This is a genomic window from Pseudomonas sp. BIC9C, from assembly GCF_034541995.1.
GTDB lineage: Bacteria > Pseudomonadota > Gammaproteobacteria > Pseudomonadales > Pseudomonadaceae > Aquipseudomonas > Aquipseudomonas fluorescens_CC.
In genome coordinates, this window is sequence record NZ_JAWDGM010000004.1 from 35,831 (window position 1) to 48,553 (window position 12,723).

The window sequence follows — 12,723 nt, forward strand, 5'->3', positions numbered from 1 at the left end:
TTGCGGGGTGATTTGGTAGGGGTGTTGCGCAGTCATTGGCATCACACAAACCCCATGTGGGAGCGGGCTTGCTCTCGAAAGCGGTGTGCCAGTCAACATATCTGCTGAATGACACTCCGTATTCGCGAGCAAGCCCGCTCCCACATTTTGGTTTGTGGTGTTCCTGGGGAAGTTAGAAGAACCCCAACGGATTGATGTCGTAGCTCACCAGCAGGTTTTTGGTTTGCTGATAGTGGTCGAGCATCATCTTGTGGTTTTCCCGACCGACGCCGGACTTCTTGTACCCGCCGAACGCCGCGTGCGCCGGGTACAGGTGGTAGCAGTTGGTCCACACGCGCCCGGCCTTGATCGCCCGGCCCATGCGGTAGGCACGGTTGATGTCGCGGGTCCACAGGCCGGCGCCGAGGCCGAACTCGCTGTCGTTGGCGATGGCCAGGGCTTCGGCTTCATCCTTGAAGGTGGTGACACCCACCACCGGGCCGAAGATTTCTTCCTGGAACACACGCATCTTGTTGTGGCCCTTGAGCAGGGTCGGCTGGATGTAGTAACCGCTGGAAAGGTCGCCCTCCAGACTTTCGGCCGCGCCGCCGGTGAGCAACTCGGCGCCCTCCTCCCGGGCGATGGTCAGGTACGAGAGGATCTTGTCGTACTGCTGCTCGGAAGCCTGGGCGCCGACCATGGTCTCGGTGTCCAGCGGGTTGCCGCGCTTGATCTTGACGATCTTCTTCATCACCTCGGCCATGAACGGCTCGTAGATCGACTCCTGCACCAGCGCCCGGGACGGGCAGGTGCAGACTTCGCCCTGGTTGAAGAACGCCAGCACCAGGCCTTCGGCAGCTTTTTCAATGAACGCCGGTTCCGCGCTCATGATGTCTTCGAAGAAGATGTTCGGCGACTTGCCGCCCAGTTCGACGGTGCTGGGAATGATGTTCTCGGCGGCGCAATGCAGGATGTGCGCGCCCACCGGGGTCGAACCGGTGAAGGCGATCTTGGCGATGCGCTTGCTGGTGGCCAGGGCCTCGCCGGCTTCGCGACCGAAGCCCTGGACAATGTTCAGCACGCCCGGCGGCAGCAGGTCGGCGATGAGCTCGGCGAAGACCATGATCGACAGCGGCGTCTGCTCGGCAGGCTTGAGCACGATGCAGTTGCCCGCCGCCAGGGCCGGGGCGAGCTTCCAGGCGGCCATCAGCAGCGGGAAGTTCCACGGAATGATCTGCCCGACCACGCCCAGCGGCTCATGGAAGTGATAGGCCGTGGTCAGCTCGTTGATCTCGGCGGCGCCGCCTTCCTGGGCGCGGATGCAGCCGGCGAAGTAACGGAAGTGGTCGGCCGCCAGCGGCACGTCGGCGTTCAGGGTTTCGCGCACGGCCTTGCCGTTGTCCCAGGTTTCGGTGACGGCCAGGACCTCAAGGTTCTGCTCGATGCGATCGGCGATTTTCAGCAGCACCAGGGAGCGATCCTGGGCCGAGGTCTTGCCCCAGGCGTCGGCAGCGGCATGGGCCGCGTCGAGGGCCTTGTCGATGTCGGCGGCGCTGGAGCGCGGGAATTCGGCAATCACCTCACCGGTGACCGGCGAGGTGTTGGTGAAGTACTCGCCATTGATCGGGGCAACGAACTCGCCACCGATGAAGTTGCCGTAGCGCGGCTTGAAGGTAATGACGGCGCCTGGGGTTCCGGGTTGTGCGTAGATCATGATGGGCCTCTGTCTGGGTCGAAGCCTGTCGTATTGACAGGCGATGAGCCGATACTAGAGAGCCCCGCGTGCCAGACGAATGCATCGTTGGCAGGAGGGGCTCTCGTTATTTGGTCGTAGGTTTCTGCACCAATCCCTGTAGGAGCGAGCTTGCTCCGGGCGGCGTTCCGACGATGGTCGCCAACGAAATCGCTGGGCACCTGACACCCCTCGGTGTTCTCAGGTTCATCGCGAGCAGGCTCGCTCCTACAGGATTGCGCATTGAGGTTAGTGCTTGGCCACCAGGTCCTTGGGCAGCTTGAAGGTCCAGAGCATGCCGCCCTGGTTGAAGTCCTTCACCCGCTTGGCCACTTCGCCCCCCCACAACGGTACGGCGCCGCCCCAGCCGGAGAGCACCGAGACATACTGTTCGCCGTCCATTTCCCAGGTCACGGGCGAGCCGAGCACACCGGAACCGGTCTGGAACTCCCAGACCTTCTCACCCGTCTTGGCGTTGAACGCCTGCAGGAATCCTTCAGGCGTACCGGTGAACACCAGGTTGCCCTTGGTGGTCAATACCCCGCCCCACAGCGGTGCGTAGTTCTTGTGGCGCCAGACTTCCTTGCCGGTTTTCGGATCGATGGCCCGCAACACGCCGATGTAGTCTTCGTTCAATGGCTTGATGGTGAATCCGGCGCCGAGGAACGCCGCGCCTTTCTTGTAGGCGATGCCTTCGTTCCAGATGTCCATGCCCCATTCGTTGGACGGCACATAGAACAGCCCGGTGTCCTGGTTGTAAGCCATCGGCATCCAGTTCTTCGCGCCGAGGAACGCCGGCGCCACGAAGACCGAACTGCCCTTGGCTTCGGAACCCGGGGCACCGGGACGGCTGGCTTCGTTGTAGATTGGCCGGCCGGTCTTATCCAGGCCGGTGGCCCAGGTGATCTTGTCCACGAACGGGAAGCCACGGATGAACTTGCCGTTGGTACGATCCAGCACGTAGAAGAAACCGTTACGGTCGGCAGTGGCCGCCGCCTTGATCTCTTTACCGCCTTCGCTGTAATTGAATGACACCAACTCGTTCACGCCGTCGTAGTCCCAACCGTCGTGGGGCGTGCTCTGGAAGTGCCACTTGATGGTGCCGTCATCTGGATTGAGTGCCAGGCGCGATGAGGAGTAGAGGTTGTCGCCAGGGCGCAGGTGCGAGTTCCACGGCGCCGGGTTGCCGGTACCGAACAGCAGCAGGTTGGTTTCCGGGTCGTAATAGCCGCCAAGCCAAGGGGCCGCGCCGCCGGTTTTCCAGAGATCGCTCGGCCAGGTCTTGCCCGCCTCGCCACCGGAGATGCCATTTTCCACTGCTTTGCCGTCTTTGTAGACGTAGCCCATATGGCCTTCGACCGTCGGCCGGGTCCACAGCAGGTCACCGTTTTTCGGGTCGTAGGCTTCGATCTTGCCCACCACGCCGAATTCGCCCCCGGCCACACCGGTAATCAGTTTGCCGTTGATCACCAACGGCGCTGCGCTGATCGAGTAGCCTTCCTTGTGGTCGGCGACTTTCTTGCTCCAGACCACCTTGCCGGTGTCCTTGTTCAGTGCCACGAGCTTGGCGTCGAGGGTGCCGAAAATCACCAGGTCGCCATACAGGGCGACGCCACGGTTGATCACGTCGCAGCAGGGACGAATGTCATCCGGCAGGCGCGCATCGTATTGCCAGATTTTCTTGCCGGTGCGCGCATCCACGGCGAACACCCGCGAGTAGGAACCGGTCATGTACATCACGCCGTCCTTGACCATCGGCTGCGCTTGCTGGCCACGCTGTTTTTCACCACCGAAGGAAAATGCCCAGGCCGGTCGCAGCTCCTTGACGTTGTCGACATTGAGAATGTCCAGCGGGCTGTAGCGCTGCCCCTGGACACCCAGGCCGTTGGTCACGACCTGCTCGGGATTCTTCGGGTCCTGGAGAATGTCCTGGTCGGAAACCCCGGCCAATGCCTGGCCGGACAACAGCATGGCACTGAGCAGCAGGCTCAGGACGAAGGGCTGGCGACGTGCGGGTTGAGTCATGACGGCTTCCTCTGCAATTTTTGTTATGCCCGGGAAATTTTCCCGGTCTGGTGCAGATTCTTGGGCGCCGCCGCCCTGGCAACAATTGCCCGCAATGTGGAGTTTTCTAGTTCCTTGGTAGCGGGTCGAGTAAGATGGACACTCGATTTTGTGAACGACACCGGCCCCTGTAGGAGCAAGCTTGCTCGCGATGGTCGTCAACGATAACGCTGGAAGCCTGACACCCCACGGCGTTCTCGGGTTCATCGCGAGCACGCTCGCTCCTACAGGAAAGCATCATTTGCCGGCGGCGGAATCCACCCGCGTCATCTGCCCGCGCTCGTAACGCGGATACAAATGACTGACGCTGCGAATCAGTTCGTATCGGCTCAAGTTGACCCCGGCGAAACGCTCGGGGATGGGGCTGCGGATCATCTCGGCCATGTCGCTGCCATTGGCGGCGCCGTCGCGCATCAGCTGATCGAGCCAGGTCAGGTAATCGCGCATTTGCTCGAAAGGTTGTGGATCGCTTGCCACCGGCCCATGGCCGGGTACGACCAGCGTCCAGGGCAAGCCTTGCAGGGTCGCGATGTCGGCCAGCCACACGGCCAGTCCTGGACTGTTGGGCGTGGTCAGCGCCCGCTGATAAAACACCAGGTCCCCGGCAAACAGCACACCGGTTTGCTGGTCGAGAATAGCCAGATCCGCGCCCGTATGCCCACCCAGGCTCAGCAGGCGCAGATCGTGATTCCCAAAACTTTTCACGCCGGGAGTCAGGGTCTGCGTCGGCAACAGCACTTCGGTGCCACGCATCCAGTCCCCCACCAGCCGATACATGTTCTCGGCCATGGCATCGCCCTGCTTCTTCAGCAGCTCGGCGGTGCCGGCCAATGCGCCGATCGGCACGTCGGTAAAAGCCTGGTTGCCCAGCACATGGTCAGGGTGATGATGGGTCAGCAGAACCTGGACGACCGGTTTGTCCGTGGTGGCGGCAATGGCCCGGCGCATGGCCTCGCCATAACGCTTCGACGGTCCGGTATCGATGACCACCACCCCGCGCTCAGTCACGATGAACGCCGTGTTGACGATGTTGCCACCGTTGCCCTTGGCAAAATTATCGATGCTGCCCTCGAGAAGCCAGGTGTCAGGAGCAATCAGTCGGGGCTTGAGCGAGTATTCGGGATCAGCCATGGCCGGCAGGCCCAGGCCGATAAACAACAGCAACATCCAGCGCATGACAGGCTCCTTTGGGTCAGGGTATGGCCGCTTCGAATTGATTGCCGCTGTTGTCGCGCAGCAACAGGCGCGTCTGCCCTGCCCCTTCTATATCAAAAGCCAGGCTGGGGTTTTCGCTGACGGCGGGAAACAGTTCAAGACGGGCCAGCAGTTGATCGTGCTGATCGCGCAGTTCGGCATGATTGATGAAAAAATCCGGGATGCCGCTGACCATGCCGTTGTCCATCGGATGCGCCACCTGCAGGCGCACACGACTGAATTCGCCACGGGGATAACGACCGCCCAGCACTTCACCGACGTGTTCTTCCCAACCCGGTTCAGTGCGTACCACGCTCGGTGCGGTACAGCCGCCACCGGCGGCATCGATCAGGGTCGAACCGATATGCCAGACCCCGTCACGGGTCAGCACCGCCGCCCGCAACGGCGTAGCCTGTTCGACGCGGATGCGGATCGACAGCCATGGCAGCACACCGGTCAGCGGCTGGAAATCGACGATTTTCGGCAAGGGGTTGAGTTCAGCCCAGGCGAGAACCTTCACCACTTCACCCTTGAAGGCACGGGCGTCGATTTCCAGGGGCACTTGCCGCGCGTCCTCGGCGAACGGTGGTGCCAGCAGCTTCACTCGCTGATCGAACACGCATGGCGCATCGCCAAGCATCTGCTTTTGATAGAAGGCCCACATCACCGACGGCACTGGGTCTTTACCGGGGTCGATATCGGCGGCTTGCACAGCCAGGCTCAAGCAGCAGACCAACAGACAACTCCTTTGCCAGATCATCACCTGCTCCTATTGATACATCTCGGGCACGTCGTAACGCAGGCCGTAATGGCTGTAGATAGCCTTCACCGAACCTTCGCGGATCAAGCCTTCCAGCGCTTCCTCCACGGCATAGGCCAGTTGCCGGTTGCTTTCGTGAACCGCCATGCCAATCTCCCAAAGCTGCTTGCCCATGTTCGGGTAGGCATTCTCCGCCAGTGCCCATTGCGGATCGGCCGCTTCATGCACTTGCCAATCGATCTCCCCGCGCATGGCCATGACGGCATCGACCTCCCCGGCCTTCATCGCGGCAAACGCCTGGGGCACGCCGGGATAGTGATGAGTCTTGCCGGCGAGCATGCCGTTGAACACCGAGGTCAGGTAGAACGACGGTACGCTGTCGACTTCGACGCCAATCGGGTGTTGCTCGAACACCGCGACGCTGGCGACCTTGTCCAGCCGCCGACGGTCATAGGCCACCTGCCATTGTTCGTTCTGGTACGGGCCGAACATCACCACATGGCCATTTTCCAGTTCGCCGAACTCATTACGCTTCTGCGCATAGTCACGGTCGTAGGGCACGCGCATCATCAGGTCGGCCAGTTGCTGGTTGTGCAAGGCACTGGCGCGCCAGATGTAATCGCGCAGGTCGTCATCGAGCTTTTCCCCGGCCGGTACCCAGATCAGCGACAGGCGCACACCGAGTGCCTTGGCCAAGGCCTCGGCGAGTTCAACATCGACCCCCTGGGGCTTTCCGGCGCTTTCAAAACTGTAGGGTAGGAAGTCCTTGTAGACCGCCACCTTCAACTCCCCGGCGGCGATCATTTCGTCGTAGTTGCGAACCTGCGCCTGCGCCGGCTGGCAGCACAGCCACAGAGCGCTGATCAACACCGCGAGCAGGCGCATGGGTCACTCCTCGACGTGCACAGTGTCCAGATAAGTGCGCACCGCCCACAGCGCTTCCTGGCTCAGGTAGTCGGCCATCTTCGGCATGTACACCCGACCGTCGCGCACCGCGCCATGGCGTACTCGTTCGGCGAACCATTCATCGCCCGACTCACCGACATCGAGCATGCGCAAGTCGGGGGCGATGCCGCCGGACTTGGCTTCCAGACCATGACAGGCCGCGCAGTTCTGGGTATAGGCCGAGGCGCCGATTTCCACTGCCTTGTCATGTTCCGGGGCGGTGCGATAAGGGTTTACCGCAGCCCAGCCGTCGGCATCGAGTTGCACACCGGCGTCCTTGACAGGCGTCAGTCCCTTGGTTTCCACGGCCTGGGGTACCACGTTGCCGTGGGCCCACACGGAACCTGCGCTGATAAGACCGGCCAGCAGCCCGGTCACGAGCAAGGCGTTGCGTTTTGTTGTCATTGTTCTGCCCTCAGGATTGCACGCAAAACCTCTTGTCAGAGGCTATGGCGGTCATCTTAGAAAGCCCTGCGCACAGGCCCCATGCTGCTTTGGTGGTCGCCACCTACTCCCTTGGTCGTAAGGCGATCGGTGGACTCCGGACGCGGGCCGTGGAGCCGGTCGACGCCGATCAGGGTCAGGATCAGCAGAAACGGCAGGAGCAGTGTTTTGACGATACGCATGGTCAATCCCCTCCAGATCAATGGCCGTGGTTGCCCATGCTAGAACCGCGCCGTACGTGGCGGGCTACTACCTTGGTACTGGCCCTTCGGTACTTTCTGCATATTTTCACTGCACCCCAGGCTTCCTATGCTGGCGCTACCGGTCATGGAGAGCCTTATGCGCCAGCTTGCCCCTTACGCCCTGATCTATCTGCTGGCAATTGCCTGCGCCGCCGGCCTGGCCACCCACAGCCAGGCCGCGGATGCACCCTTGCAGGTGCGCATCGGCTACCTGGGTTATCGCCCCGACCCTGGCCCGCTGCTGTCGAACGTCATTCCCGAACCCACCGATGCCGGCCTGCGCGGCGCCGAACTGGCGATCACCGACAGCAACAGCACCGGGCATTTTCTCAATCATGGCTACAGCCTGGTCAGCGCCAGCGTCGACAGCCCCGCGGCCTTGCTCGAAGCGGCAAAGGTGCAGCATGAGCAAGGCCTGCGCCTGTTTGTGGTCAATGCCCCCGCGACCAGCCTGAGCCAATTGAGTGCGGCACTGCCCGACAGTTTGCTGTTCAACGCCGGTAGCCCCGACGACAACCTGCGCACCACCGATTGCCTGCCAAACGTGCTGCACACCTTGCCGAGCCGGGCGATGCTCGCCGATGCACTGGTACAGTTTCTGGTGCTGCGCAAATGGCAGCGGGCACTGCTGATAGTCGGCCCGACTGCGGACGATCAAGCCTATGCCGCCGCCCTGCGCCGCGCCGCCAGGCGATTCGGCTTGCAGCTGGTGGCGGAAAAACCCTGGAGCTTTGATAACGACCAACGCCGCAGTGCCCAGGCGGATATGCCGCTGTTCACCCAGACCGCCGAGTACGACGTGGTACTGGTGGCCGATGAGCGCGGCGACTTCGGTGAGTACGTGCCCTACCAGACCTGGTACCCGCGCCCGGTCGCCGGCACCCAGGGCCTGACCCCGGTGGGCTGGCACAAGACCGTGGAAACCTACGGCGCCGCGCAACTGCAAAAACGCTTCGAAGCCCTGGCCGGTCGCTGGATGAACGACCGCGATTTCGCGGCATGGATGGCCGTGCGCAGTATCGCCAGCGCCGTGAGCAAACTGCGCCAGGCCGAGCCGATGGCGATCCGTGCACTTGAAATCAGCGACCAGTTGCCGCTCGACGGGTTCAAGGGCCGCAAGCTCAGCTATCGGCCGTGGAACGGCCAGTTGCGCCAGCCGATTCCCATTGTCCAGCCCCGGGCGCTGGTCAGCACGTCACCCCAGGACGGTTTTCTGCACCCGTTCAACGAGATGGACAGCCTGGGTTACGACAAGTCCGAGGTGAGCTGCCGCTTTCCCTGAACACAACAACGACAACAAGGACACTGCCATGCGCCGCACCCTGCTTTCATGCACCCTGCTGCTCGCCGCTGGCCACGCCGTCGCCAGCACGGCCTGGGTCTCCAACGAAAAGGACAACAGCCTGAGCCTGATCGACATGCAGACCCTGCAAGTCACCGACACCCTGCCCGTCGGCCAGCGCCCCCGCGGTCTGCTGCTGTCCCATGACAACAAGCTGTTGTACATCTGCGCCAGCGACTCGGACCGGGTCCAGGTGATGGACGTGGCCACGCGCAAGATCATCAAGGAATTGCCCTCGGGCAAAGACCCTGAACAATTCGCCCTGCACCCGAACAATCGCTGGTTGTATGTCTCCAACGAAGACGATGCGCTGGTCACGGTGATCGACACCGAGACCTCCAAGGTCCTCGGCCAGATCAACGTCGGCGTCGAACCCGAAGGCATGGCGGTGAGCCCCGACGGCAAGTGGGCGGTCAATACCAGCGAAACCACCAACATGCTGCACTGGATCGACACCAGCACCCAGACCCTGGCCGACAGCACCCTGGTGGATCAGCGACCGCGCTTCGTCGAGTTCTCCCCGGATGGCGCGAAGCTCTGGGCCTCGGCGGAAATCGGCGGCACCGTGACCATTCTCGACGTGGCCAGCCGCAATATCCTCAAGACCCTGAACTTCCAGATCAAGGGCGTGCACCCGGACAAGGTGCAACCGGTGGGCATCAAGCTCAGCGCCGATGGCAAGTACGCTTTCGTCGCCCTTGGCCCGGCCAATCACGTCGCGGTGGTCGACGCCAGAACCTACGAGATTGTCGATTACCTGCTGGTGGGTCGACGGGTCTGGCAGATGGCGTTCACCCCGGATCAGAAGCAATTGCTGGCCACCAATGGCGTCAGCGGCGATGTCTCGGTGATCGATGTCGACAGCCTCAAGGTGAGCAAATCGGTGAAGGTCGGGCGCTATCCCTGGGGCGTGGTGGTGACGCCATGAACGCCCTTGAAGTCAGCGACCTGAGTTTCGCCTACGGCTCCCAAGAGGCCCTGCGCAAGGTGAGTTTCAGCCTGGAACCCGGGCGTTTCGCCGCGCTGCTGGGACCCAACGGCGCGGGCAAGTCGACCCTGATTGCCCTGCTGACCCGGCTCTATGATCTGCAGCACGGCGAGATCCGCGTCGGTGGCTGTTCATTGCGCAGCGCGGCACGCCCGGCACTCCGGCAATTGGGCGTGGTGTTCCAGCAAAGCACCCTGGACCTGGACCTCAGCGTCGAGCAGAACCTGCGTTATCACGCGGCATTGCATGGCCTGTCCCGGCGTCAGAGCGGCCTTCGGGTCGACGCCGAACTGGCCCGCCAGGCCCTGAGCGAGCGCCGCCGCGAACGGGTGCGCGAACTCAACGGCGGCCATCGTCGCCGGGTAGAAATTGCCCGCGCGCTGCTGCATGAGCCACGCCTGTTGTTGCTCGATGAAGCCAGTGTCGGCCTCGACCCGGCGAGTCGCCTGGCGCTCAATCAGCACCTGCGCAGCCTGTGCCGCGAGGAGCGCATCAGCGTGCTCTGGACCACTCACCTGCTCGACGAAGTGCAGCCCAGTGACGACTTGCTGATCCTCCATCAAGGCCGGCTGGTGGCCAGCGGACAGGCGGCTGCCCTGAGCCTGGAACACGGTGGCAACCTCGGCTCGGCATTCACCCGCCTGACGACCACAGGAGCCAGGCAATGACAGCTTACTGGCAATGCTTCAGCGGCATCGTGCTACGCGAATGGCTGCGCTTTGTGCTGCAACGCACGCGTTTTCTCAGCGCCCTGGTGCGGCCACTGCTGTGGCTGCTGGTATTCGCGGCCGGTTTTCGCGCAGCGCTCGGGATCGCCATCATCGAGCCCTACGACACCTACATTCCCTATGAGGTCTACATCATTCCCGGGCTGGCCTGCATGATCCTGCTGTTCAACGGTATGCAGGGGTCACTGTCGATGGTCTACGACCGCGAGATGGGCAGCATGCGCGTGCTGCTGACCAGCCCCCTGCCGCGCACCTTCGTGCTGTGCAGCAAGCTGCTGGCCACCTCACTGATTTCGCTGTTGCAGGTGTATGCGTTTCTGGCGATTGCCTGGATTTACGGTGTGCGGCCACCGGCCATGGGGCTGTTGCTGGCGTTGCCGGCCCTGCTGCTGGTGGCGTTGATGCTCAGTGCACTGGGCCTGTTGCTGTCGAACGCGATCCGCCAGCTGGAGAATTTTGCCGGGGTGATGAATTTCGTGATCTTCCCGCTGTTTTTCCTGTCATCGGCGCTGTATCCGCTGTGGAAGATGCGCGAGGCCAGCGAATGGTTGTATTGGTTGTGTGCCCTGAACCCGTTCAGCCATGCGGTGGAGCTGGTGCGCTATGCCTTGTATGAGCGCTTCAATCCGCTGGCGCTGGCGGTGTGCGTGGGACTGACGCTGCTGTTCACGCTGCTCGCTGTGCTGACCTTCAACCCCCAGCATGCGGCCCTGCGCAAAACCAACTGACAACACAGGTCAACTGTGGGAGCGGGCTTGCTCGCGAAGGCGGCGGCAAATTCAATAAATAAGTTGACTGACACAACGCTTTCGCGAGCAAGCCCGCTCCCACAGGGGGATCTTCATTGAGCAGGGTGAAATTACTACTTTAGTACTGGTTTCCCTGTCTATCGTCGCATTCCCAACGCCCCCCGACTGGCATGTAATAGGTTCATAACTATAAGGACCGAACCCATGCCGCGAGCCCGACGTTGTCTGTTGCGCCCTACTCTCGCCGCCCTGTCGCTGGGCCTGCTGCTGAGCACCGCGCAGGCCGAAACTGTGCTGTTCTCTGCCGACGGCTATCGCATCGGCCTGTACCGCAGCCCGACGCCGGAACAACTGCAAGGCGCAACCATCATCGACACCCGCGCCCTGCAAGCGCTGCTCGGTCAAACCCCACGCCCGGTGCTGATCGACGTCTACCGTCGTCAGTGGCTGCAAGGGCAATTCATCGAAGACCAGCCCCATGAAAACCTGCCCGGCAGCCATTGGCTGGCCAATACCGGTGACGGCGACCTGACGCCCGCCTGGCAGGATTACTTCTCCCGGAACCTGAAGTCACTGACTGGCGGGGACCCGACGCAACCGCTGGTCTTCTATTGCCGCTCCGACTGCTGGTTGAGCTGGAACGCGGTCAAACGCGCAGCCACCCTGGGCTATAAGACCCTGTATTGGTATCGCGATGGCCTGGACGCCTGGCAAGCGGCCAATCTGCCGGTTTCGCCAGCCAGCCCCGAACCCTTTCCCTGAGCTTTACGCGTGCGTGTAGTTGCCACACCATAATCAAAATAATGAGGTGAAAGGCCATGTACAAAATTCTGATTGCCGACGATCACCCGCTGTTTCGCGAAGCCATTCACAACGTCATCAGCGACGGTTTTGCCGGCAGCGAAGTGATGGAAACCGCTGACCTGGACAGCGCCCTGGCGCTGACCCGGGAACACGATGACCTGGACCTGATCCTGCTCGACCTGAACATGCCCGGCATGCACGGGCTCAATGGACTGATCAACCTGCGCAACGAAGCACCGACCATTCCGGTGGTGATTGTCTCCGCCGAGCAAGACAAACAGATCGTGCTGCAAGCCATCACCTACGGTGCCGTGGGTTTTATCACCAAGTCTTCACCACGGGCACAGATGACCGATGCCATCCAGCAAATTCTCAATGGCAATGTCTACCTGCCCCCGGACATCATCCGCACCGCCAAAAGCAGCACCCAGCGGCGGATGAACGACACCCCGAGCTTCCCGCCCGAACTGCTCCAGGCCCTGACCCGCAAGCAACTGCAGGTGCTGGAGCGCATGACCAAGGGCGAATCGAACAAGCAGATCGCCTACACCCTGGAAATCGCCGAAACCACGGTCAAGGCCCACGTCTCGGCGATCCTGCGCAAGCTCAACGTGCACAACCGGGTACAGGCGATCCTGAGCGCCGGGGATATTGATTTCGGGTCTTATCTGCGGCGTTGAGAGAACTGTAGGAGCGAGCATGCTCGCGATGGACGTGAGAACGCCGCGGGGTGTCAGGCACCCAGCGTCATC

13 protein-coding genes are annotated in these 12,723 nt (G+C 62.0%); 6 read left to right on the forward strand and 7 right to left on the reverse strand.

Annotated elements, in window-relative coordinates:
* Window positions 1–172: 172 nt before the first annotated feature.
* The 7 genes from RS887_RS17945 to RS887_RS17975 form a co-directional block, all read right to left on the reverse strand.
* Window positions 173–1,693 carry an aldehyde dehydrogenase family protein gene (locus tag RS887_RS17945; RefSeq protein WP_322616387.1) on the reverse strand — a complete coding sequence of 507 codons (1,521 nt, stop codon included), beginning with the start codon at window positions 1,691–1,693 and terminating at the stop codon, window positions 173–175.
* Window positions 1,694–1,960: 267 nt separating this feature from the next.
* On the reverse strand, window positions 1,961–3,736 hold the full coding sequence (locus RS887_RS17950; protein ID WP_322616388.1) for a PQQ-dependent methanol/ethanol family dehydrogenase: 1,776 nt from the start codon (window positions 3,734–3,736) through the stop codon (window positions 1,961–1,963).
* 276 nt (window positions 3,737–4,012) lie between these two features.
* Window positions 4,013–4,951: a quinoprotein relay system zinc metallohydrolase 1 gene (locus RS887_RS17955; RefSeq protein WP_322616389.1), complete on the reverse strand. Its 939-nt coding sequence runs from the start codon at window positions 4,949–4,951 to the stop codon at window positions 4,013–4,015.
* Between the two features lie 16 nt (window positions 4,952–4,967).
* Entirely contained in the window at window positions 4,968–5,729 is a 762-nt protein-coding gene (locus RS887_RS17960; protein WP_322616390.1) for a quinoprotein dehydrogenase-associated SoxYZ-like carrier, read from the reverse strand.
* Window positions 5,730–5,738: 9 nt separating this feature from the next.
* Complete coding sequence (locus RS887_RS17965) at window positions 5,739–6,614, reverse strand: substrate-binding periplasmic protein (protein ID WP_322616391.1); 876 nt, start codon at window positions 6,612–6,614, stop codon at window positions 5,739–5,741.
* A 3-nt stretch (window positions 6,615–6,617) separates the two neighbouring features.
* Entirely contained in the window at window positions 6,618–7,079 is a 462-nt protein-coding gene (gene pedF, locus RS887_RS17970) for a cytochrome c-550 PedF (RefSeq protein ID WP_008017475.1), read from the reverse strand.
* A 56-nt stretch (window positions 7,080–7,135) separates the two neighbouring features.
* Window positions 7,136–7,300, reverse strand: a complete 165-nt coding sequence (locus RS887_RS17975) for a hypothetical protein (protein WP_322616829.1) — start codon at window positions 7,298–7,300, stop codon at window positions 7,136–7,138.
* 157 nt (window positions 7,301–7,457) lie between these two features.
* On the opposite strand from RS887_RS17975, the gene RS887_RS17980 reads away from it, so the two are divergent.
* The 6 genes from RS887_RS17980 to RS887_RS18005 all read left to right on the forward strand — a co-directional run bounded on the left by RS887_RS17980 (window position 7,458) and on the right by RS887_RS18005 (window position 12,651).
* A complete protein-coding gene (locus RS887_RS17980; protein WP_322616392.1) occupies window positions 7,458–8,642 on the forward strand; it encodes an ABC transporter substrate-binding protein in 1,185 nt (394 codons plus the stop codon).
* A gap of 28 nt (window positions 8,643–8,670) precedes the next feature.
* Window positions 8,671–9,630, forward strand: coding sequence for a YVTN family beta-propeller repeat protein (locus tag RS887_RS17985; RefSeq protein WP_322616393.1), 960 nt, complete (start codon window positions 8,671–8,673; stop codon window positions 9,628–9,630).
* Window positions 9,627–10,358 carry an ATP-binding cassette domain-containing protein gene (locus tag RS887_RS17990; protein ID WP_322616394.1) on the forward strand — a complete coding sequence of 244 codons (732 nt, stop codon included), beginning with the start codon at window positions 9,627–9,629 and terminating at the stop codon, window positions 10,356–10,358. Before RS887_RS17985 ends, RS887_RS17990 begins: the two co-directional genes overlap by 4 nt.
* Entirely contained in the window at window positions 10,355–11,146 is a 792-nt protein-coding gene (locus RS887_RS17995; protein WP_322616395.1) for an ABC transporter permease, read from the forward strand. The genes RS887_RS17990 and RS887_RS17995 overlap by 4 nt, the downstream gene beginning before the upstream one ends.
* A gap of 225 nt (window positions 11,147–11,371) precedes the next feature.
* A complete protein-coding gene (locus RS887_RS18000) occupies window positions 11,372–11,929 on the forward strand; it encodes a PQQ-dependent catabolism-associated CXXCW motif protein (RefSeq protein WP_322616396.1) in 558 nt (185 codons plus the stop codon).
* Window positions 11,930–11,985: 56 nt separating this feature from the next.
* Window positions 11,986–12,651 (forward strand): response regulator transcription factor, encoded by a 666-nt coding sequence (locus tag RS887_RS18005; RefSeq protein WP_057397452.1) that lies wholly within the window; start codon window positions 11,986–11,988, stop codon window positions 12,649–12,651.
* Window positions 12,652–12,723 lie beyond the last annotated feature (72 nt).